At 37.5% G+C, this 23,288-nt stretch carries 21 protein-coding genes, 2 pseudogenes and 1 riboswitch; of the genes and pseudogenes, 8 read left to right on the plus strand and 15 right to left on the minus strand.

The features are described 5' to 3' along the window. Nucleotides 1-86: 86 nt before the first annotated feature. A complete protein-coding gene (locus FA707_RS09610) occupies nucleotides 87-1,064 on the minus strand; it encodes an NAD-dependent epimerase/dehydratase family protein (RefSeq protein WP_136953992.1) in 978 nt (325 codons plus the stop codon). Between the two features lie 111 nt (nucleotides 1,065-1,175). On the opposite strand from FA707_RS09610, the gene FA707_RS09615 reads away from it, so the two are divergent. From FA707_RS09615 to FA707_RS10635, 4 genes and pseudogenes are all read left to right on the plus strand, one after another. After that, on the plus strand, nucleotides 1,176-2,360 hold the full coding sequence (locus FA707_RS09615; protein ID WP_136953993.1) for a helix-turn-helix transcriptional regulator: 1,185 nt from the start codon (nucleotides 1,176-1,178) through the stop codon (nucleotides 2,358-2,360). Between the two features lie 199 nt (nucleotides 2,361-2,559). After that, nucleotides 2,560-2,896: pseudogene (locus tag FA707_RS09620) on the plus strand (transposase); the annotation flags it as partial. A gap of 121 nt (nucleotides 2,897-3,017) precedes the next feature. Further along, nucleotides 3,018-3,416, plus strand: a complete 399-nt coding sequence (locus FA707_RS09625; protein ID WP_154299905.1) for a hypothetical protein — start codon at nucleotides 3,018-3,020, stop codon at nucleotides 3,414-3,416. After that, nucleotides 3,399-3,593, plus strand: a pseudogene (locus tag FA707_RS10635) (transposase); the annotation flags it as partial. The gene FA707_RS09625 and the pseudogene FA707_RS10635, both read left to right, overlap by 18 nt. A gap of 98 nt (nucleotides 3,594-3,691) precedes the next feature. On the opposite strand, the gene deoC reads toward FA707_RS10635, so the two are convergent. Both deoC and FA707_RS09635 read right to left on the minus strand, forming a co-directional pair. Continuing rightward, nucleotides 3,692-4,360: a deoxyribose-phosphate aldolase gene (gene deoC / locus FA707_RS09630; protein WP_136953995.1), complete on the minus strand. Its 669-nt coding sequence runs from the start codon at nucleotides 4,358-4,360 to the stop codon at nucleotides 3,692-3,694. Nucleotides 4,361-4,441: 81 nt separating this feature from the next. Then, nucleotides 4,442-4,762, minus strand: coding sequence for a putative heavy metal-binding protein (locus FA707_RS09635; protein WP_136953996.1), 321 nt, complete (start codon nucleotides 4,760-4,762; stop codon nucleotides 4,442-4,444). Between the two features lie 236 nt (nucleotides 4,763-4,998). Here FA707_RS09635 and FA707_RS09640 point away from each other — a divergent pair, with 236 nt between their 5' ends. Continuing rightward, the gene (locus FA707_RS09640; protein ID WP_136953997.1) at nucleotides 4,999-6,180 is read left to right on the plus strand and encodes a cation:proton antiporter; all 1,182 of its coding nucleotides are present in this window, start codon (nucleotides 4,999-5,001) and stop codon (nucleotides 6,178-6,180) included. 95 nt (nucleotides 6,181-6,275) lie between these two features. Here the strand turns inward: FA707_RS09640 and FA707_RS09645 are convergent, their stop codons facing one another. From FA707_RS09645 to FA707_RS09655, 3 genes are all read right to left on the minus strand, one after another. Next, nucleotides 6,276-7,463 carry an acetate/propionate family kinase gene (locus FA707_RS09645; protein WP_136953998.1) on the minus strand — a complete coding sequence of 396 codons (1,188 nt, stop codon included), beginning with the start codon at nucleotides 7,461-7,463 and terminating at the stop codon, nucleotides 6,276-6,278. Between the two features lie 22 nt (nucleotides 7,464-7,485). After that, on the minus strand, nucleotides 7,486-8,502 hold the full coding sequence (locus FA707_RS09650; protein ID WP_154299906.1) for a class I SAM-dependent methyltransferase: 1,017 nt from the start codon (nucleotides 8,500-8,502) through the stop codon (nucleotides 7,486-7,488). Between the two features lie 113 nt (nucleotides 8,503-8,615). Continuing rightward, nucleotides 8,616-9,125 carry a folate family ECF transporter S component gene (locus FA707_RS09655; protein WP_168177396.1) on the minus strand — a complete coding sequence of 170 codons (510 nt, stop codon included), beginning with the start codon at nucleotides 9,123-9,125 and terminating at the stop codon, nucleotides 8,616-8,618. Between the two features lie 44 nt (nucleotides 9,126-9,169). After that, nucleotides 9,170-9,265: riboswitch (THF riboswitch) on the minus strand. 207 nt (nucleotides 9,266-9,472) lie between these two features. On the opposite strand from FA707_RS09655, the gene FA707_RS09660 reads away from it, so the two are divergent. Then, nucleotides 9,473-10,936, plus strand: coding sequence for a peptide MFS transporter (locus FA707_RS09660; protein WP_136954001.1), 1,464 nt, complete (start codon nucleotides 9,473-9,475; stop codon nucleotides 10,934-10,936). Between the two features lie 65 nt (nucleotides 10,937-11,001). Here the strand turns inward: FA707_RS09660 and FA707_RS10490 are convergent, their stop codons facing one another. The 8 genes from FA707_RS10490 to FA707_RS09700 all read right to left on the minus strand — a co-directional run bounded on the left by FA707_RS10490 (nucleotide 11,002) and on the right by FA707_RS09700 (nucleotide 20,395). Beyond that, a complete protein-coding gene (locus tag FA707_RS10490; protein ID WP_168177397.1) occupies nucleotides 11,002-12,486 on the minus strand; it encodes a TPM domain-containing protein in 1,485 nt (494 codons plus the stop codon). A 31-nt stretch (nucleotides 12,487-12,517) separates the two neighbouring features. After that, entirely contained in the window at nucleotides 12,518-13,087 is a 570-nt protein-coding gene (locus FA707_RS09670; protein ID WP_136954002.1) for a LemA family protein, read from the minus strand. Between the two features lie 130 nt (nucleotides 13,088-13,217). After that, nucleotides 13,218-14,471 carry an ABC transporter permease gene (locus FA707_RS09675; RefSeq protein ID WP_136954003.1) on the minus strand — a complete coding sequence of 418 codons (1,254 nt, stop codon included), beginning with the start codon at nucleotides 14,469-14,471 and terminating at the stop codon, nucleotides 13,218-13,220. Beyond that, nucleotides 14,464-15,363: an ABC transporter ATP-binding protein gene (locus FA707_RS09680; RefSeq protein WP_136954004.1), complete on the minus strand. Its 900-nt coding sequence runs from the start codon at nucleotides 15,361-15,363 to the stop codon at nucleotides 14,464-14,466. The genes FA707_RS09675 and FA707_RS09680 overlap by 8 nt, the downstream gene beginning before the upstream one ends. Nucleotides 15,364-15,555: 192 nt before the next feature. Next, entirely contained in the window at nucleotides 15,556-17,022 is a 1,467-nt protein-coding gene (locus tag FA707_RS09685; protein WP_136954005.1) for a glycoside hydrolase family 1 protein, read from the minus strand. 34 nt (nucleotides 17,023-17,056) lie between these two features. Further along, nucleotides 17,057-18,925 carry a beta-glucoside-specific PTS transporter subunit IIABC gene (locus FA707_RS09690; protein WP_136954006.1) on the minus strand — a complete coding sequence of 623 codons (1,869 nt, stop codon included), beginning with the start codon at nucleotides 18,923-18,925 and terminating at the stop codon, nucleotides 17,057-17,059. A gap of 130 nt (nucleotides 18,926-19,055) precedes the next feature. Continuing rightward, nucleotides 19,056-19,895, minus strand: coding sequence for a BglG family transcription antiterminator LicT (gene licT / locus FA707_RS09695; protein ID WP_136954007.1), 840 nt, complete (start codon nucleotides 19,893-19,895; stop codon nucleotides 19,056-19,058). A gap of 227 nt (nucleotides 19,896-20,122) precedes the next feature. Next, nucleotides 20,123-20,395: a hypothetical protein gene (locus FA707_RS09700; RefSeq protein WP_136954008.1), complete on the minus strand. Its 273-nt coding sequence runs from the start codon at nucleotides 20,393-20,395 to the stop codon at nucleotides 20,123-20,125. 181 nt (nucleotides 20,396-20,576) lie between these two features. Here FA707_RS09700 and FA707_RS09705 point away from each other — a divergent pair, with 181 nt between their 5' ends. After that, nucleotides 20,577-21,353 carry a Cof-type HAD-IIB family hydrolase gene (locus FA707_RS09705; protein ID WP_136954009.1) on the plus strand — a complete coding sequence of 259 codons (777 nt, stop codon included), beginning with the start codon at nucleotides 20,577-20,579 and terminating at the stop codon, nucleotides 21,351-21,353. 43 nt (nucleotides 21,354-21,396) lie between these two features. Here the strand turns inward: FA707_RS09705 and FA707_RS09710 are convergent, their stop codons facing one another. Continuing rightward, nucleotides 21,397-22,137: a hypothetical protein gene (locus tag FA707_RS09710; protein WP_136954010.1), complete on the minus strand. Its 741-nt coding sequence runs from the start codon at nucleotides 22,135-22,137 to the stop codon at nucleotides 21,397-21,399. Nucleotides 22,138-22,298: 161 nt separating this feature from the next. Here FA707_RS09710 and FA707_RS09715 point away from each other — a divergent pair, with 161 nt between their 5' ends. Continuing rightward, nucleotides 22,299-23,273: a dipeptidase gene (locus tag FA707_RS09715; RefSeq protein ID WP_246032320.1), complete on the plus strand. Its 975-nt coding sequence runs from the start codon at nucleotides 22,299-22,301 to the stop codon at nucleotides 23,271-23,273. Nucleotides 23,274-23,288 lie beyond the last annotated feature (15 nt).

Consider the following 23,288-nt stretch of genomic DNA (forward strand, 5'->3'; position numbering starts at 1 on the left):
GGATTTATTATTTTAGACTAATAACACGAACTTTTTTTAATCAGAATACACGTTTTATAGCAAGAATGATTAGCTAAATCAAGCAGCTATTCTGCTACACATTTTTCTAGCGTTTCTTTAATAGAGGCAATGACGTCATGGTCTTTAATTCCCAATTCTTCCCATGTATCAGCCGGGTCTACAAATAAATCTTCTTCTTGAACTTGACCGGACAAGGAATAGAGAATCCCATGTTCGACTCCATTTTCTTCAGCGTGACGATCAATTGCCTCGTAAGAACCTTTCAGCTGTTCAAATGGCAACACTGGAACTGTAGTTGTTTCTGTTTGACCAAGCGCATCTACCATCATTTGGTAAAATTCTTGGAATTTCATATTAACTGCGGAAATAGCATATGTTTTGCGATGCTTTCCATTCTCCATTGCACCAACTGCTGCTTCTGCCACCTGTTCGACAGTTACCATTGCCGTTCCACCTTTAAGGGCAGGAAAGACAGGGCGATCTTTAATCCGGTCCGTAAACATTTTCCATAGTGGTAAACGCTCTGGCATCGTTCCGAAAATGTAAGGAAGACGCAAACTTGTTACCGTCATAGAGCCTTCACCTTCAGCAAACGCAACTTGTTCTTGCAGTAAACGCGTATTGGGATAAGGTTGGCTTTTTAGGTCGTATTTGTCTACTAATCGTTCAGCAAACTCTGCGAAATAAGAGCCAAAAATAACAAATTTCTTTATACCAGCTTGTTTAGCCAAGCGTGCGAAACGTTGCGTCGGTAATACATTTGCTTCGTAAAAGAATTTCAAGGCTGGTTTTGCCGGAACGACGCGCTCATCGGCTCCCGCTGCATACATAAATCCCTCACAGTCGCTTAAAAGTTCAATAATTTCTTGGTCGGTCAATGCGTTCATATCGCCTAATGTAATCTCAACTTCTGATGGCAACAAATTTTCTTCTGGCATCGGAGGTAATGCGATTGTCTTAACTTGGTAGCCACGAGCTAACAGTTCCATCGTTGTGTAATACCCTAGAAAACCTGTTCCACCTAAAACAAATATTTTTGACATAGTCTATTCTCCTTTGATAGCTTGTTATTTTGTTCACATATAAAGTATAATGGATACGAAACCAAAAAAATCATCGTTTTTCCGTTAACTTTTCACTTTAAGGAGAATATTATGGTAAAAAATTACCCGTTTGTCGGCAGTCACTATTTTTCAGAAAACTTCAAACCACAAGATTTGTCACTCACCTATCAGCATATTCAAGCTACACAAACGCCGCATTTTTATAATGAGGTAGAATTTATTTTTATCGTTGGTGGCAAAGGTGAAATTGCCATCAACGGGCAGTTATTTGCGATTAAGGAGGGCGATTTAATTCACTTATTACCGTATCATGTTCATCAGTTGATACTCGCAGATAATCAGTCTGTGGAGTGTTTTCGCATCCGTTTTTCGATTGGTCTCTTATTGTTGTCTTCGGTAAATGAAGATAATTATCTATCAGCTTTGACACATATGGATTATACGGTTCCGATTATTTCATTGAATGCTCGTAAACAAAGAAAGTTGCGTTTCTTTTGCGATGAAGTCATTTATGAAAAAAATCAAAATAATAAGCATTTTGAAACATTGCATATTTCGTTAACGTCTTACATTTCTTACTTATTTCAAACGATTAAAATGAATCCATATCACAAAACTGAACCGGCAAACGGTTGGCGGAGTCTGGAATATTTACAGCTTTATCATCAAGATGAACTGACAGTGGAGCGGGTCGCACATGCTCTGGCACTGACTACAGAGGAAGTTCGTACTTCATTAAATCAACTAACCGGAATGAATTTCATTCAATTGTTGAATCAAGTGAGAATTCGAAATGCGACTGCCTTGTTACAGTTCCCCGATCTTACTGTTCAAAAAATCGCCTCTATCTGTGGCTATTCTTCCAATGCCAATTTCTATAAACAGTTTAAAAAAGTTCACGGATTGACACCAACCCAGTATCGGCAAAGCTTGAAAGTAAACAAGCAGATGATCGGATTTAATGATAGTTGGGACGTTATTATCTACATTTTAGAGAATTGTTGTACCCAATTGGACCTTGAAAGCGTAATGAGGCACACGAATTTTTCAAGTGATAAAATCAATAAGCTCTTACAAGATAAGTTGAATATGGGGTTTAAAGAACTACTGAATCGTTTCCGCGTGCAGGTAGCGCGAATGTTGGTTCAGAATGATGATTTTAATCTGAGCGAACTAGCCCTCAAAGTAGGTTTCTCTGATGTTAATACCCTAATCCGTAACTACAAAAAGTATTTAGATACTACACCGCATCAAGACAAAAAAAAGAGCAAATGACAACTATCATAGGCCCCACCTAGAATAGACACTTGAAAAAGTACAGTAAAGAATTAAAATTAAAAGTTGTGCAAGAAGACCTGGCTGCCCCGTTGGATATAAAATCTTTCAAATAATTCGGTTTGGAAGGCCTAAAGATTAAACGAAAGAGTCTATTTACCCTTCTCAACTCAAGGACGATGTCAATATGACAAAATAATTTACGGAGAAAGTCACGTCGTTTCAGAGGTGGACACTTCATGACCGTTATGCCGCTATATTTATATGGACGCAACCTATATCCCTTTAAAACGGAAAACCGTCGCCAAGGAAGCCATTCATATCGCAGCTGGCATTCGAGTTGAACTAGCTATACGTTTGTACCGACTGAATCCATCACGATTTGGGAGGAGATTTTGATGAATCTCCAGGAATATAGTATAAAAACCATCCGCCTTTTCATCACGGATGGTTTAAAGAGGATGGCAGAGGCCGTTCAGCGGTTATATACCAAAGTCCGATTTCAACATTGCTCTGTTCATTTTTTTCGTGGCTTGGGAACTTTTTAAAATTGCAGAGGACAAACTACGAACCAAGCTAAAGGGACAGGTCCAGCGAAGCCGATTCAGAAAATTCGTTTGGGAAAGTGGAGTAACGCACACAGTACGTCAACAAAACATGATTGATGATGCCATTTTTATTGATGAAACTAAAATTTTAGCTGATGCTAATAAATTTAGTTTTGTTTGGAAGAAAAATACGATTCGTTTCGATGCGATGAATCGAGAAGCAACTGTCTCTTTAATGAATGAATTAAAAGAGGCTTATTCGTCGTCTCATATACCAGATGGCTCTAATCTATCTTTAGATATGGTTGATGAAGTTCTGACTCGTTTAGAATTAAGATTAGAAGAATTAGAAAAACAAATCGAAGCAGAACCAAAACTTTCACCTAACCCTGCAAAACAAGAACGTCGTTCTTTAAAAGCAACTAAAAGAAAATTAGCTGCACGTCGAGCTAAAAGGCTAGAACATCAAAAGCAATTTAAGACTTTCGGGAAACGAAACAGCTATTAAAAAACCGATCACGATGCCACTTTCATGAGAGTAAAAGAAGATCAGATGAAAAATGGTCAGCTTAAGCCAGCTTATAATTTGCAAATTGCTACGAGCAAGTAATTTATCGTAGGCTATGATGTTTACCAAAATCCAACAGATACTAAAACGTTAATCCCTTTCTTAGAAAAAATCCGAAACAAACGAAAAATAACACTTTTCGTCCGTTTCGGATTTATTATTTTAGACTAATAACACTAACTTTTGTCACAGCCTCTTACTATTATTTACTATTTTTAGTATCCTGATTGCTCGCTTTGAACACCTGAAACAATTGCAATACCAGCACTTGCACCGATACGTGTTGCGCCTGCTTCAACCATAGCTTCAACATCAGCTAATGAGTGGATGCCACCTGAAGCTTTGACTTGAGCGTTATCACCGACAGTGTCTTTCATTAATTTAACATCAGCAGCTGTTGCCCCACCAGTTGAAAAACCAGTTGATGTTTTAACAAAATCAGCACCTGCTTCAACCGCTAATTCAGAAACTTTGACTTTTTCTTCGTCTGTTAATAATGCTGTTTCGATGATAACTTTAACTAGCGCTTTTCCAGCCGCCGCATCAACTACCGCTTTAATGTCATTTAATACAACATCGTATTGACCTGATTTTAAAGCACCCACATTGATAACCATGTCAACTTCATCAGCACCATCAGCAATGGCCTGTGTTGTTTCGAATGCTTTAACAGCTGAAGCATTTGCCCCTAATGGGAAACCAATTACCGTACAAACTTTAACGTCGCTATCTTTTAATTCTTCTGCTGCTAACTTGATCCAAGTTGGATTAATACATACTGAAAAGAAACCATATTCTTTAGCTTCAGCGATTAATTTTTTAATATCCGCCTCAGTAGTATTCGCTTTTAATGCTGTGTGATCAATTAATTTTGCTACGTTCATTTTTCTATCCCCTATCACTTTAATTTACTATCTAAGTATAAGGGAATTCCAACTAAATGTAAAACGCTACACTTGTTTAGATTACGCCAATTTAACCGCTGTTCCACTACATGTTACCATCAACATACCATTATCCGTTCCCAATACTTCATAATCCATCTTCATCCCGATAATCGCATCTGCTCCACGGCTGCTTGCGCGTTGACTCATTTCAGCTAAGGCTTCTTCACGCGCACTCATCAACTCATCTTCATATCCTTGTGAACGACCACCAAACACATTTCGTAAGCTCGCCCCAAAATCTTTAAAAATGTTAATCCCGGTAATTACTTCACCGAATACAATCCCTTCATAGCTTGCAATTTCTTTTCCTGAGACTTCATTAGTTGTTGTAATAATCATGTCACGTCACTCCTTATATAATTTATTAACAATATTGTACGATTATCTGGCAATAAAACCATCATGCTAAGGTCTGAGTTTTTCAAAAAAATCACTATAAGCATAAACATTGTGTTTTATTTTTATACCGATTACATTTAATATATAGCGTTAAAATAACGGGTGTAAAAGGAGAGTTTTTTCTCATTTTACTTACCGCTTATTTTAAGCTGAAAAATAGATTAAGGAAGTGAATTATGAATATTTTATTAACCCTCGCACTGATTATTTTGCTGACGAAAGTAGCGGATACCTTTGCCATAAAGCTCGGTTTACCCTCGGTTGTCGGCAGCTTATTAGTCGGAATACTGGTTGGACCCTCTGTTTTAAATGTCATTCAAAATGATCACTCGATTGAGTTGTTCTCGCATATCGGGGTCGTGTTATTGATGTTTTTAGCAGGAGTGGAAAGTGATTTAAAAATCTTAAGAAAACACTTCAAGCCGTCGCTTGTTACTGGATTACTTGGTGTTGTCGTACCTTTTTTAAGTTTCTTTCTGGTTTCGAGAATTTTTAACTTCTCAGATGAAACCTCATTATTTATCGGCTTAATTTTTGGTGCCACCTCATTAAGTATCACCATCCAAGTGTTAAAAGAACTTCATTTTATCAAAACCAAAGAAGGCTCAATTATTATCGGAGCCGCTGTCTTGGACGATGTGATTGTCGTCATTTTCCTAAACTTCATCTTGAATATGGTCAATCCCGATACGACATTGATTGATATCGTTCCGTTATTATTGAAGAATATTCTATTCTTCGCGATTGTCCTGGCAATTGATCGCTTTATTATGCCAATCTGTTTGAAATTATTGAAACAAACAAAAGTACCTGAAAAAAATGTGGCCTTTTCACTAATGTTGGCGTTCTTATTGAGTTTCTTAGCTGAATACATCGGCATGTCAGACATTATCGGCGCCTTCTTTGCTGGTATCTTGATTTCACGCACTAAATTTGCTCATCTTGTCGAAATGAAAATCACCAGTACCACCTTGTCACTGTTCGCTCCAATTTTCTTTGTCAGTATTGGTCTGAATTTATCGCTAACGAACATTTCCAAAAATCTGTGGTTGATTATCGTGTTCAGCATCCTAGCTGTTATCACGAAATTCGTTGGGGGATATCTGGGAGGAAAATACGAGAAATTCGATCATTTAAGCAGTTCGATTGTAGGGGCTAGCCTTGTATCCCGTGGCGAAATGGCCTTAATTTTAATTAGTTTAGGACTTGAAAAAGCCTTTATTAATGATGAAATTTATGCAAGTTTGGTTCTAGTTATCATCATTACCACGATCTTAGCACCAATTATTTTAAAATATTTCATTACGAAGTTCCGTGAAAACGAAGCGACGAATGAACAAGCAACTATCACTGACTAAACAACTCATAGTCGCATCCTTTTTCTGATAAGGATGCGTCTTTTTTGTATACAAAAACACTCTGCTGATTGAACAGCAGAGTGTCAAAATGTTAATTATTTATTTTTTAATGCTTCAACGTCGCGCGCGATCATTACTTCTTCATCTGTTGGGATTAAGAATACTTTCACTGTTGAATCGTCTGTAGAAATTTCACGTTCAACACCGCGGATGTTGTTTTTCTCTTCGTCTAATGTGCAACCAAACCAAGTTAAACCTGACATGATGTCACGACGACGAGTGATTGAGTTCTCACCGATACCAGCAGTGAAGACAATCGCATCAACACCGTTCATTAACGCAATGTAGCTACCAATGTATTTTTGGATACGAGTATTAAACACACGAATCGCCATTTCTGAATCTTCAGTACGTGCTTCTTCCACTTCACGCATATCGCTTGATACGCCTGAAAGACCTAATAAACCAGATTTTTTGTTTAAGATGTCAACCATTTCTTTGATATCAGTGATGCCTTCTTTTTCCATAATATATGGTAAAACAGATGCATCGATGTCACCTGAACGAGTTCCCATTGTAATACCAGCAAGTGGTGTGAAGCCCATTGACGTATCGATTGATTTACCACCTTCAACGGCTGTAATTGAACCACCATTACCTAAGTGACATGTGATGATTTTAGTTTCTTCGATTGGTTTACCTAATAAAGCAGCAGCGCGTTCTGAAACGTAACGGTGGCTAGTTCCGTGAGCACCATATTTACGAGCTTTATGTTTGTTGTAGTACTCCATTGGAATGCTGTATAAGTAATTTTCTTTAGGCATTGTTGTATGGAATGATGTATCGAATACCGCAACGTTTACAGCGTTTGGTAAAATATTTTGGAATACGCGGATAACTTTTGCTTCTGCCGGATTATGTAATGGCGCAAATTCTGCTAAGTCTTCGATTAATTTTAATGCTTCATCATCGATTAATGCTGATTCTTTGAAGTGTTCTCCACCAGCAACGACACGGTGACCAGCACCTTCGATTTCATCAAATGATGCGATGATGTTTAATTCAATCATTTTTTCTAATAATAAGTTAACGGCTTCGTCATGGTTAGCTAAATCTAAAATTTGTTCAAATTTTTGATCTTCTCCGTATGAAATAGCGAAGATTGAATCATTTAAACCGATTCTTTCTACTAAACCTTTAGCGATAACTGTTTCTTCTGGCATTTCGAATAATTGCCATTTTAAACTTGAACTTCCAGCATTGATTGCAATTGTTTTTGACATGGTAACTCTCCCTTATAGTTGGTTATAAATTATTTTTTTGCCACTTAGCAAATTCTGTAAAGAACCCTTGGATAGCTTGCGGATCTTTCAACGATGGAATTCTCGCAATTAATACTTCCTTAGGTGGTGTAACTTGCTCTCCTCGGTTTTGGACGATAATAATCGACTTACGTGAGCTTGCTGATTGGAACAAGGTTTCTGGCAAGCCAACAACGGCTGACAGATGGACTTTTTCTTGCAACCATTTTTTTAGCTCAGGCGCTTGATCAGCGACTAAGAAATCTTCTGGAACTAAGAAAATACCAAAACCGTCTGGTGTCGCGTAATTCATGCTTTGTTCCATTAATAAGTGATGAGCGTAGGTATGACCTTCCGCAGCTTTCACTGTGAACCCTTCTACTCGTTCGTCATGCGGATAATAACCGATTGGCAAATCACTAATAACTAAATCTGCAGGTGATACTAGTAAATTTTGGATACTATCTTGATGGAAAAACGTCACATCTTCTTTTAACAATGCACTATTTAATGAGGCAATCGTTAAGAGTGTATCATCAACATCAATTCCCGTTGCACTCACTTGATAACCTGCTTCCTTTAAATAAAGCAAAACCGTATACAACAAATTGCCCGTTCCGACTGTTAAATCCAATAATTGGACAGGTTGCGACTTTTTAGTCTGTAAAAGTTGCTCCCCTAAATAACTAAATAAAAATCCTAACGCATCCGGCGTTAATTGGTGGTTAGGTTGGACAGGTTCATGTTGTAAGCCATTAAGTAGCACAAGTTGTAAAGCATTTCTCTGTTCTGATTGCGTTAATTCTAATGAACTGAACTGTTGATACAGTTCTTCTAGTTCTTTAACAACTTCCGCAGTAGGTGCACCATCAACCACTCTTACTCGCTGATTATCTAAGATATTCTCAACCGTTTCGATATAACTTTCAAAAAAAGATGTCTCTAACGCTTGTTGCATCTTACTAATGCTCGCATTCAATAGTTGAAAGGCTTGCTCCATTGTTTCTGAAGACACATTCATCAGTCCCTTTCAATTTGAAAATTTGACTTTCACTTCCTAATCTTAACGAAAAAGGCTTGAATTATCAAGCCTTTTGATCACATTATCACGATGATAAACGCGTCTTTAGTCCATTATTTTGTGACTAAACGCGTTAGCATTTTTCTTTTGGCGATTAGTTCTACGACCAAGATTTTAACGACTAACAAAACTAACGCAGTCAAAAGTCGACCTGGTAAGTAAGCAATCGTTGACTCTTTGCCCATTGTCATCCATAACCACACCGTATTCAAACTTGTTGAGGCGATTGAACCGACCAAATTACCGATGATATTGCGCGTTAGCGTCATCTTTTTGTTGTAGAAAAACAAGCCATAAATTAAACCTTCCACAACTGCTGTTAACGTATAGCCTGGGAAAAACATGCCGACTGGTCGTAACACAAAGCCGAATAAATCAGCTAGACCATTCCCCACTGCAGCAAATAGCGGGCCGAATAACCACCCCATTAAAATAACTGCGATAAAACTAAAGCTAATACGAAAGAACTCAGTTTGGACCACAAATTGACGAGTTAAAATAATTTGCATAGCAATTAATAACCCCATCAAAGCGATTTCTTTGGCACCAATTTTTCTTTTCATATCTTGCCACTCCTTTCTAGAGCAGCCGCATAAATATACAACTATGCAGCGAATGCGAAAACAAAATCGCGGGTCTCCCCTTCGTCCCGGAGGCAACATCCCATCCTCCAAGCACTTAACGCTCTGTCTTCTACTCTGTTTTAATACGCGTTTATTTTAACACAAATCGTATAAAGTAAACAGAATTATTTCTTAATGACAATAGCATAATTATTTGATAATCGTATGAAGCGGTTTCCACATCATTTTCTAATGAAACCGACTTTTTTATTTTCATTTTTTCATTTATGGAGTATTATATCTTTTGTATTTATAAATTTTTTGATTGAAAGTAGGTTTTTTATTCAATGGCTTCAAAAGAAAAAACATTTTTAGGTCAACCACTTGGTTTGGCTACGTTGTTCTTTACCGAAATGTGGGAAAGATTTAGTTACTATGGTATGCGTGCAATTTTACTTTATTATATGTACGATACAGTCGCTAACGGCGGTTTAGGATTAGAAAAATCAACTGCTTTAGCAATTATGTCAATTTATGGTTCTTTAGTTTTCATGTCAAGTATTGTCGGTGGTTGGATATCTGACCGTTTACTAGGATCGAAAAAAGCCGTGTTCTTAGGTGGCGTTGCGATTATGATTGGTCATATCGTGTTATCATTGCCATTTGGTGTCAGCACATTGTTCTTATCAATGTTATTCATCGTTATCGGTACTGGAATGTTAAAAGCCAATGTATCAAACATGGTTGGGCTTCTATATTCTAAAGAAGATGTCCGTCGTGACGCTGGTTTCTCAATTTTCTATATGGGAATTAACATCGGTGCTTTATTAGCGCCAATTATCGTCGGAACATTAGGTCAAGAGTATAATTATCATTTAGGTTTCTCAATCGCGGCCATTGGGATGTTCTTCGGATTATTAATGTATCACTTCCAAGGTAAGAAAACATTAGGTACGTCAGGAGATAAAGCAACCAACCCTATTACTGCTGAAGAAAAATCTAAATTAATTAAAACATTTGGTTTAGTTGGTTTAGCTGTCATCGCTATTTTTGTAGTTGCTTTCTTCGCAAATGCTTTAACGATTGATTTCTTCGTTAACTTTATTAGTATTTTAGGTATTTGTTTACCAATTATTTACTTCACACGTATGTTACGTTCAAAAGATGTAACAAGTGAAGAACGCAAACGTTTATTAGCTTATATTCCATTATTTATTTCAGGTATTATTTTCTGGTCATTACAAGAACAAGGGTCATCTATTTTAGCTTTATTCGCAGATGAGCGTACGAAATCAACGCTAGGTGGCTTTAATGTCCCAGCTAGTTGGTATCAAACCTTAAACCCAATTTTCGTTGTAGGTTTAACTCCTGTTTTCGTTGGTCTATGGACTAAATTAGGAAAACGTCAACCATCAACAGTGGTTAAATTCTCATTTGGTTTGCTATTTGCCGGTTTATCATTTATTTTATTAATGTTCCCAGGTATGTTATTTGGAACAGATACACGCGTTAGTCCAATGTGGTTACTATTAAGTTTCTTCATTATGGTACTAGGTGAATTATGTCTATCACCCGTTGGATTATCTGTTACTACTAAATTAGCGCCAAAAGCGTTCGAAGCACAAACATTAGCGATTTGGTTATTAGCAGATGCGTCATCTCAAGCAATCAACGCACAAATCGCTCGTTTCTACACACCAGCAACTGAGTCAGCTTACTTCGGTATTATTGGGGCAGTGGCAGTTGTTGCTGCGATCATTCTTTACTCAGTACGTAAACCTATCAAACAAATGATGGGGAACATTCATTAATCACTTATAAAATGCAAAAAAGCTAGGACAAACGGTCCTAGCTTTTTTTATCTAATACTATTTTTTTACCATCCGCCAGAGAATCCGCCTCCGCCTGATGCACCACCACCAAATGAGCCACCTCCGCCAAAGCCACCACTGGATGACGATGAACTTGCATAGTTAGACCAAATGAGTGATTGTAAATAATAATCCCCTAACGTCATATGCGATAAATCATCTAACGCCGTGCGACGTTTATCTTTAGCAATTTTTTTACGCTTTTGTTCAGCATAACGGCTAGCACCTGCTAGACTTTGTTCACTTAAATCAAGTTGGGCAACTAGTTGCTCGTCCGCTAAATTATGACCTTCTAATAAACGATAAACCATTAACGCAATTAATAAGTCATTATCTAATGCACTTCCGTTCAGCAAGCCCGTATGTGCAGCATAACGTTCACTAACCGTTTCAACGGTCTGCTTATTCAAATCAGAAATGGCCATTAAACGCGCATGCTCAACTGTCCGCTGTTCGACATAATCCGCGACATATTGCCCATACTCACCGAACACATACGGATTAGCCGTTAACGGACGTGCAAAGCGTGAAAACTCTTCGACTAACGTCGCTTTTAAATTGATAAACGACTCACCTTCTAAATAAATAGCCACCTCGTAATGATTATTATCACGATGTGTTTGTTGGTACTGAATGACCGCATCTTCAACTAAATCCTCCGCTAAAACTGGCGCTAAACTATCTAACGAACGATGCTCACGCAGACTTTTTTTAGCGTATTGCTCTGCAAAGTTAACGGATTGTTGGCTATTAGACACTGTCAGACTAGCAAATTGTCTAACCGGCTTAAATTGATAACCGCGAACCTTTTGATCAATTAATTGTTGGCTAATTTTTTTGGTTAACCGCCATAACTTCAATTTATATAATACTCCGCCCAGAGTTGTTAATGAAAGGAGTCCAGCTGCGAACCAACCTAAACCTCGATACATCGCAGCTTGCTGTTCTTTTTCAGCAATTACTGCCTGTTTTGACGCTTCATAATTGCCGTAACGCTCCACGACCACCTTCTCAACGTTTTTTGAAATCCGCATGACAGCCTCGCCGTATTGTTCATCTTGTAGTAGTTCTGTTGCCTGACCATCCACAATTTCATCCTTCATACTATCGGTTATGACATCTTCCACTCCATACCCAACTTCTAAACGATACTCATGGTCCTCAATTGCAATCACGAATAAAAAACCATTATCTAAATCACGCTGTCCAACACCTAACTGCTCAAACTTATGAACAGCATAGTCTTCAATAGAATCTGCATCATCTAAGTTAGGTAACGTCACAACCGCGTATTGTGGTGTCCCTTCCAGTTGCTTAAACGTCACCTCGTTCATTTCTTTAATACTAGCTTTTTGTTCAGCATTCAAAATACTAGCATTATCTTCGACGAAAATATTGTCACTATCAGCTAACGTTGTCAATGGCATCAGCCATAACAACCATCCGAGAGCTAACCACAATAAACGAGATTTTTTCATCTTCGTTAGCACATGACTCACCTCCCCCTATAAACCATAGGCATTACTCATCAAAATTAACGGACGGTACTTCAGCAGCTGCTTTATCTGCTTCAAAGTAAGCTTCCTGTTCAAGACCCATCATTTTAGCAATCATTGATTTAGGAAATTGTTTCAATGCCACATTGTAGCCTTTTACTGCTTCGTTGTAGCGATCACGTTCTACCGAAATTCGGTTTTCTGTCCCTTCTAATTGGGTCATCAAGTTTTTAACATTGTCACTTGATTTTAGTTCAGGGTAATTTTCCATCACAACTAACAAACGAGACAATGCACCTTCTAACTCAGCACTTGCTTCAGAAACTTCTGCTGCACCATTAGCACCTGCCATATTTTCACGCGCTTCGGTAATACTATTAAATACTTCTTTTTCTTGAGTCATACTAGCTTTTACAGAATTTACTAGATTAGGAATTAAATCATAGCGACGTTGTAATTTTGATTCAACATTAGCCCACTGATTGTCAACTTTAGCTTCTCTTGAAATGAAACCATTGTATGTTACAACACCATACACTGCAATTAATGCCATAACAATTAACGCAATCAACCCTGATTTTTTCGAATTATTCATTTGAAATTACCTCCATTATTTAATAATTAAATTATACGTTATCCCCAATAAAAACACATCAGCCTAAAGATGTATCCCTTTATTACTTTAAAAAGGTGTGGCACTTGCGTCCACACCTTTTTAATCCTCATTATTCTTCACTTTTCATTAAAGAAATTGATTTTTTAAGCGACTGCCACATACCAGTATCACTATATACAAGAGCTGTTGAACGGTAAATTTTGGCTGCAACTCTCAATAAAATGATCGTTGTCACCAATAAAACTACTAGTGAAATAAAAATTTCAGGTGTACTGACCGTTTGGCTAGCAATACGTGATGGCATCGTAAACGATGATAAAAATGGAATAAATGACGTTATTTTCATCAAGATATGTTGTGGGTCATTCATGCCTAAGAACATCGTTAAGAAAAAGCCAATCATCGTTAAGTACGTAACGGGCGCAACAGCTTTCCCAGCATCTTCAGATTTTGAAACAAGCGAACCACATAGTGCCGCTAATACCGTATAAATGACGACGCCTAGTAATAAATAAAGCAAATTGTAGCCAATTAAGCCACCTAACATTTCTTTAATTGACACTTCAGCTAACATGTCTTGTACAAAATCAGTCTTTTTAGCAAATAAATAGCCTCCAACACCTAAGCCAAAATAAATCACCACTTGCGTTAAAATCACTAAGAAAATCCCCAAAATCTTGCCGTAAAAATGTTTAGCAGCGGATGTACTCGATAGAATTATTTCCATAATACGTGTCCCTTTTTCCGAAGCAACTTCTGTCGCAACCACCTGTGCATACATTAAAATAATAATATACATCGCTAAAGCAATGAACATTGATCCGAAAATTTGAGCAACTTTATTGTCTTGTTTATCTGTCATATTACCATCATCAAACTCAACAGTCTTCACAGCTAGTGTCGCTAGTTGATTTAATTTTTGGACATCTGCTGTTGATAAACCAAGTGATTGTGAAACTCTTCCTAGCTGCATCATACTCAAGACTTGCTGCACCTCTTGTTGATCCGATTGACTTAAAGAAGATTCACCGAAGTATTCCCCCGAAAGTTCAGGCTCCTGTTCGCTGCTACGAATCACCAAAAAGCCGTCGATTTCTTCATTTTCTAAGGCTTTTTTTGCTTTTTCTTCCGTATCAACTGAATCATCCACCTCTAACGAAATTTGATCAGAGAAACCGGCACGTAGTGTAGTATCTTCTGCAATAACTGCAATTTTCGATGTTTCCTCGAATTTACTGCCAATCACACCACCTAATAAGCTAATCCCTATCATCAGAAACGGTGCCAAAATCATCACGAAAAAAGTCGGAGTTTTAATATTACGTTTATAGGTTTCAAGCGCAATAATCCATAATTTATTCATGCGTCTCACCTACTTTCATTTTAAAAATATCCTCTAAGGTTGGTGGGTATTGGTTAAACACTGGCATATAGCCATACGCCGCTGCTTGTTTAAAAATCTCTTGACCAACTTCTTCATCGCGCAACGCAGCTTCAATTGTCCCATCTACTTGCTGATGCGTCGATAACACACCGTCAATCGCTTGTAATTGTTCAAGTGGTAATGGTGAGTTAATTAATAATTTAGTCCGACCAAAACTTTGACGAATCTCGTGCACTTCGCCATTAAGTACGGTTTGACCATTACGAAGCATAATCAAATGGTCACAAATTTTTTCGACGTTCTCCATATTATGACTTGAGAAAATCACACACGCCCCTTTATCTTTTAATTCGATAATCCCATTTTTCAACAGTTCAGCATTTACTGGATCTAACCCACTGAATGGTTCATCTAAAATAATTAATTTAGGTTCATGAATTAAGGTCGCAATTAATTGGACTTTTTGCTGATTACCTTTCGATAGCGTCTTCACTTTATCCGTACGCTTACCTTTAACTTGAAACTTTTCCATCCATTCATCAATCTTAGGTTCAATTTCTTTTTTAGTTTTGCCACGTAAACGAGCAAAATAAATCAATTGTTCCTCGATGCTAATTTTGGGATATAATCCTCGTTCTTCAGGCAAATAACCGATAATATTATAATCATTCTCAGTTAATGGCTGACCATCCCATAAAACTTGTCCTTCATTGGCTTTTAAAAAATTCAAAATTAAACGAAAGGTCGTTGTTTTCCCTGCACCATTTTGACCAATCAATCCTAAAATTTTACCTTTCGGGATTGTAAAACTTAAATGGTCTACCGCCGTCATCGCGCCAAATGTTTTAACGAGTTGTTTCACCTCTAACATATGTATCCCCCTTTGATTGTTACTTTTTTCATTATCCCCTATTCTAATCAAAAATGTTCATAAAAGATAGTGAAAACCTTTACTATCTTTTAAAAAAACAATTTAAAGAATTAAAAAACCATGTCTTCATATAAGACATGGTTTTAAAAAATCCGTTTATCTGTATTTTTTTATAAAATAAACATCATACTTTTAGATTTCTTCTGCGTTAGTCGCAATTAATGTTTGATACCAATAGAAACTATCTTTGCGGTAACGTTGGCGTGTTCCATTACCCTCATCATCTAAATCAACATAGATAAAGCCATAACGTTTCGACATTTGACCCGTTCCGGCTGAGATCAAATCAATACAGCCCCAAGAAGTATAAGCAATCAGATCAACGCCATCACCAATCGCATCGCTCATCGCTTCTACGTGACCTTTCATATAGTCAATTCGGTACGGATCATGGACACTACCGTCTTCTTCTAAGACATCGTCTTGTCCTAAACCATTTTCAACGACCATTAATGGAAGTTCATAACGACCATAAAGCTCATTTAAAATATAGCGTAAGCCGGATGGATCAATTCCCCATCCCCAGTTACTGTACTCAATATACGGATTTAATGCCCCAAACGAGAAGTTCCCTTGTCCTGTTTTGGCTTCTTTATCTGTTGTTAAGCACATTGACATGTAGTAAGAAAATGAGAAAATATCCACTTTTCCGTCTAATAAAATCTCATCATCACCAGGTTCAGTCACTAATGTCACACCATACTTCGCCCATAAGCGTTTCGCAAAACTTGGATATTTACCGCGAACTTGTACGTCGCCACAATAATAAATCCCTTGTTTTAACGCATCTTGTGCCATCAATACATCTTCCGGGCGTGATGTTAACGGATAAGGTGTTACACCATTAATCATACACGCGATTTTATTCTCGGGATTAATCTCACGTGCTAATTTAACGACTTTAGCACTTGCTAAAAATTGATGGTGTAACTCTTGAATGCTGACTTGCGCTGCTTGTTGACGTTGCGATTCCGGCAACATTTCTAAGAAGAACAAACGATTATTAATCTCGTTAAACGTAATCCAATACTTGACTAACTCTTGATACTCCGTCATCACAGTTTGAGCATAACGGACAAAGTGATCAATCGTTTCGCGACTCATCCAACCACCTATTTCCGTTTCTAAATGTAACGGTGTATCAAAGTGCCACAAGGTTACTAACGGTTCAATATTGTATTTTTTTAATTCTAAAAAGACATTTCGATAAAATTCTAAGCCCGCTTGATTTGGTTCTTCTTCGATACCATTTGGGAAAATACGCGTCCAGGAAATAGACATGCGATACATTTTGAATCCCATTTCTGCAAACAACGCAATATCTTCTTTGTAGTGATGATAAAAATCAATCGCTTCATGGTTAGGATAATATCTTGTTGGGTCAACGTAAGGAACTGCTCCTTCAGGCTTCACGCCAAACATTGGTACTTCAACGACTTGACCATCGGGTAATTGATACGTTAACACGCGGTGCTTATCCACCCCACCTGAAGCTGAAATATCTGTTTCAATCATTCCTTTACCATCAACGTTCCAAGCCCCTTCGACTTGGTTGGCAGCTGTTGCGCCACCCCAGAAAAAACCTTTTGGAAAATTCATTTGCTAACCTCCGCTATTATTTATGTGTTTTCGACTAAACTTGTAAACTTAATAAATCGGTTCCGACTTCAATATCACCGTCTGTAGAAACTGGTGAAATCGCACCATAGTCACGTGTGTTTGTCACAATAATCGGCGTTACCATTGAATATCCAGCTGCTTTAATTGCTTCTAAATCAAACGACACTAATAAATCACCTTTTGAAACTTTTTGACCACTCTCAACATGTGTTTCGAAATATTGACCATTTAATTGCACCGTATCCATTCCTAAGTGGATTAAAATCTCACTGCCCTCATCAGAAATCAAGCCAATCGCATGTTTGGTTGGAAAAACAGTCATCACTGTCCCATCACACGGTGAGTATACTTTACCTTCTTCGGGTTCAATTGCGATCCCTTTCCCCATAATTTCTTGAGCAAACGCGTCATCTTTAACGTCTTTAAGCTGGACAATTTCACCTTTAATTGGGTTAACTAAAATTTCAGTATTACCTTTTGGTGTCACGATTGTTTCTGATACTACTGCGGATTCAATTCCATCAGTGGTTACTTCTTCCTTGTCATCTTTAAACAATACGTAACCACCTACTAAACCTAAAACAGTTGTCACAGCCATGATTCCTGCAGCTATTAATAAATTGTTTAAATTACCTGAACTTGGATCAATCATCCCTGGTAATGAGAAAATACCAAGACCTGCCATAGTGTATGCTTTAACATCCATTAAGCCTAATAAACCACCACTAATTGCACCCACGATACAAGAGTAAATAAACATTTTACGACGTGGTAAAGTAACTCCGTAAATTGCTGGTTCGGTTACGCCGAAGATAGCTGAAATCCATGCTGGTAGCGCAATATTTTTTAATTTTTTGTTTTTTGTCTTCATCCAAATAGCTAAAACAATTCCTAGTTGTGCGAATGATACTAATGAAATCATCGCCATCATTGAATCAGGAGTCCCTTGCATTAAGCCCATAATTGACGGCATGATAATCATCATGTGTACCCCAAACATTACGAATAATTGCCACATTCCACCTAATAAAATACCGGCTGCTACTGGACTAACCGCAATCACCGCATTGATACCTTTACCTAAATACAAACCAACTAAGTTAGCTAACGGACCTAATAATGCAAAACCGATTGGTAAACAAATCAACATCACAAACATTGGGGTCATGAACGTCTTAACCGCACTCGGTAACACCTTATTAAAGAAACGTTCGAAAGGTGCTGCTAAAGCCACTAATAAAATAACTGGTAGAACAGTCGACGTATAGGTAGCGTTTACATTATAACCAAAGAAACTAAGATCGACACCATTAATCGCTGGGTAACATAAAATGGCTCCTAACGTTAAACCTAAATACGGGTTCATTTTCAATTTGCGCGCCGTGTTGTAACCTAGAATAACAGGGAAGAAGTAGAACATTGCATCGCCAATCGCGTTAATTAAGATGTAATAAGAACTCTCCATTGAATACACACCGGCTACTGATAAAATCGTATTCAACCCTTTAATAATCCCTGAAGCTGATAAGATACCTAACGACGGCATCATCACACCAGAAAGAAAATCGAAGAACTTGGCGAATAAACTCATGTCTTTTTTGTCATCATCTAATGCGGCTAAACGGTCATCTGATAAACCGGCTTGTTGACTCACTACTTTGAATACATCCGGCACATGGTTCCCAATCACGACCTGATATTGCCCCGCTGATTTTAAGACAGTAACAATTTCATCATGATTTTTTAAGAACTCATCATTGGCTAAGCTTTCATCTTTTAATTTAAAACGTAAGCGTGTCACACAGTGCGTCAAACCTAAGATATTGTCTTTTCCACCAACATTTTCGATAATTTCTGATGCTAATTTTTGATATTTCTCCATAATAATTTCCTCCGCTTAATTAATTATTGTTGTTAATTACTAGCGGTGTGGCCAACTTAATGTCACCATCCTATTGTGTTGCTGGGTGAACCTTACCATCCTCCTTGTTGCTATTTTTATATGAAACAAATTACTTTGTTTTATAAATCAATCGGTCTAAATGAATCGTTAAATAACTTAACTCTTCTTCAGATAAATTTAGGTGGTATTTTTTATTTAAAAAGTCATTCACCTTCATCGAACAATCGAAAGATGCAGGATAAGCTGTTTTAATCGTTTGAAACAACGGATCCTCCCCACCATCTTGATGCGTACTACCATTTAATAACCGTTGTGCTAAAAATTTTAAATGTGTTACAAAGCGGTAATAATAAACCGAGTCTTCATCTAGAGTGACATTAAAATGATACTTCACAATATTTAGCACTTCTGTCATGACTTTGGTAATCTGGTAAGTATTCTCAACCTCTTCATCTAATTCGGCATTAACAATATGAAACGCAATAAAGCCCGCCTCATCTTCAGGCAGTCGAATCGCTAGTTCGTCCACTATTAATGCTAATGATTCTTGACCTAGTTTGAATTCAGTCGGATAGAAACGTTTAATATCCCATAACATCGTATTAGTCAACGACACCCCTTCTTGATAACGTTGAACTGCCGCGAAAATATGATCTGTAAGTGAAATATATAAGTTATCGTTTAAACGCTTGCCTAATTTCACTTTGATATTATCAATAATTTTATCTGCTAACGTCACATAGTCATCAGGTATCGCTGAAATGATTTGTTGGTACTTCCCAACAAAATCAGCATTATCAGGTAAAAATTTCTTATCAATCAATGCTTCTTCAATCGTTTCACCAACTTTACGTTGGAACGCAATGCCTTTACCAAAACAAATAATCTCTTGATGATCTTCTGTTTGACAGACTGCCGCATTGTTATTTAAAATCTTGATAATTTTCACGTTCATTCCTCCATTTGAATTAAAAAAAGACCTAATCATAAATTCATAAAACCGCACACTAAACAATATTAGTGGGTTTTACTAATTTATCATTAGGTCTAGCTCCTAAGATTACTATCCATCTATGACAATTTATTTTATTGTACCATTATAATAGCAAAACGCTTACAATAAGTCAACTACTTTATTAAGCACACCGTAAGCGTTTATTTGTTGATTAATTATCGTTACGATTTCTCCTCTGCTAAATAGCTCGTGCTCTGTTCCATGATAACGTGATAAGGAATATGAAGATCATTTAACCTAATCGAACCGTCCTCTAATATTTCGATTTCGTTACCAATCCACGTATAAGCCAACGGTTGAATGAACAACTCGACAGTCGAAAATTTTGACAAATAGCGCACCTCGCCGTTATTAAATGTTATCCGTAATCTTAAATTAGGTAACATCTCGGCTGCAATCGGTTTTACGTGTTCATTTGATTCTCTCTCGCTCATAACACTCACCCTTTCTTACACTAATGATAGTTACTCTCTATTAAATTGTAACATAATTCATCGTTCGTTTCATTTATAACCCTTTTAAAAAAACAACTTCCAACAAATTACCCACCAATTATCAAAACTATGATACACTGTAGTGGATATTGACTTTTAGAAAGTGAGTGACACAAATTTTATGACACGTAAATTAATTGCCTTCGATATTGACGGCACCATTTTAGACAGCAACAAACGCCCATTGGACAGCACATTAGCGGCTCTAAAAGAATTGCGCGCAAAAGGACATATGTTAACGATTGCGACTGGACGTAGTTATTTATTCGCCAAAGAAGTCATCGACGAATTAGGCTTTGACCACTATATTTTATGTAACGGTGCGGGTGCCTTTGTTGAGAACCAACAAGTCTACAAAAACATCTTAAATCCGTCCGAATTAAAGCGTTTTATCGATTTGACTAAAGATATGAACATTGACACGGCGGCCTTAAATTTAAATAAAATCAAACGCAACACTAACTTTAAACCTGATATTATGGATGAGGCAATGCAGTCGTTTGGGCAACAGATTCCTGAATACGATGAAGATTTCTATCATAAAAACGACATTTATCAAGTCTTAGCCTATTTTGATCACTCACTAGATGGTCATTTTGAAGCGGACTTCCCAGAATTCCGTTTTGTACGCTGGCACCCAAATAGTGTCGATGTAATTCCTCATAACGGTTCAAAAGCTGCGACCATTATGCACGTTGCTGAACAATTTGGTTTCAAAAAGGAAGACACGATTGCCTTTGGTGACGGCTTAAACGATCTCGAAATGCTACAAACTGTCGGTACAGGTGTCGCAATGGGTAATGCTGAGGACAGCATCAAAGAAATTGCTGCTCTGGTAACAGATACCAATGATAACGATGGTATCGCCAAAGCATTGAAACAATTAGGATTAATTTAAAGAATATAAGCGTTAAACACCTTCAAGGGCGTTTAACGCTTTTTTAGTAACTAAAAAACGATGACAACCATGGTAAACGGTCCAATTCATAATAATCGCCCCACGAACTGACGATAAAACGTTGTGTTTCTTCATTAAATCCGACCAACATCACCGTATGGAAATTAATTTTCTTATCTTGATAAACAGCATCTCGCGGTGAAATCAACCGCATATGCGTCAAATAACTCGTCATGGTCACAATCTTCCCTTGATTTAGCGCCTGGCGGATTTGATAAGAACTTGACCACCATAACCATTTACCTTTAATCGGTTCACCATGCTCCTTAGTATAACGGTAGACATTCATCCGTATGTCCCCTGCTTTAATTCCTGGATGACGTAACTTAAAACGCAGAGACGTATGTGGCAAATGATGCCAATTATTTTGTGTAAAGTAAAAATCCAATAATAACGATATAAAATCAACGCGTTGCCCGTTTTTGAAGTAAGGAAAACCATAAGCAACTTCATAAAGAGCCGGATTTTGTTCATATTTTTGCATAATAATTGTCGTTGCAGCGGCAAAACCACATCCTTCTTGATGAACTTCGGTTAAGAAACGCTGAATATCTTCTGATGTTAGTTCTTGTCGAAATAAGGCTTCCAACTGCTGCTCGATACAAGCTTTCAACTGACCGTTCTGACCTTTCCAGATTGCCAACGGACGGCCTTGATCAGCTCCAAACTGTCCACGACGGTCACTAAACACCACTTGAAAATCTTCTGGCATTTGTTTACGCATCACGCCACCTCCTATCTCATTCTATTCTTAAAATAATCATAACATAACCTACCCAAAAGCTAATATTCAAACATTTCCAAATAACTATTTCTATTAGGTGAACAGTTATCTTTAGACAACCACTATCAAAAAGCGTATTATAAAAGGAAAACTTAAAAGGAATGATGTTCATGAAGGCGATTGATTTACATTGTGATACAATAACACGCATTGATGGCTCCGATGGTAATAACCTACGTCACAATACCTTACAAATTGATTTAGAAAAAATGCAAGCAAGTGGGACCACTCTCCAAAACTTTGCCATTTACTTAGATAAAGCAGATACACCCAATCCTTATCAAGCCTGTCATCACTTTATTGATTTGTACGAAAGCGAACTAGCTAAAAATAACGATTTAATAAGACCGGTTCTCACTTATAAAGATTATTTAGACAATCAATCAGCTGGCAAGATGAGCAGTCTGTTGACAATGGAAGAAGGTGCGCCACTACAGGGACGTCTTGACTATTTAGAAGAATTTTACCAACGCGGCGTACGGATGTTGACCTTAACGTGGAACTACCAAAATGAATTAGGTTATCCAAACAGCGACTTCGTAGATGCTAAAACTGGACTCATCTCACCAAGACAACAAGGTTTAACCTCGACCGGGATTGACATTGTACAACGTATGAATGAACTCGGTATGATAATTGATGTGTCACACGGTTCCGACCAGTTAGTCCAAGATATTTTGACCCATACGAACTTACCGTTTGTTGCGAGCCACTCGAATGCACGCGCGATTACCTACCATTCACGCAACTTACCTAATGATTTAATTAAAGCCATCAGTGAACGTGGAGGCGTGATTGGCATTAATTATTATGAAAATTTCTTGCGTAACCCTGGTGAAACCCACTCGCTTTGCGAAGCAATTGCGCGTCATGCGACACATTTAAAACAAGTCGGGGGTATTGACTGTATTGCGCTTGGTTCTGACTTTGACGGGATTACCATAAACGAAGAACTAGCAGACATTCGTTCCATTCATAAAATTGCTGATAGTCTATCACAAGCTGATTTTACGACCGCTGAAATCGAGAAAATTTTCTATCAAAATGTCGAACGAGTGTATCAAGAAATATTATAAAAAAGCGTGCGAAAA

This window comes from Vagococcus zengguangii (assembly GCF_005145005.1).
In the GTDB taxonomy this organism is placed as follows: Bacteria; Bacillota; Bacilli; order Lactobacillales; family Vagococcaceae; genus Vagococcus_A; species Vagococcus_A zengguangii.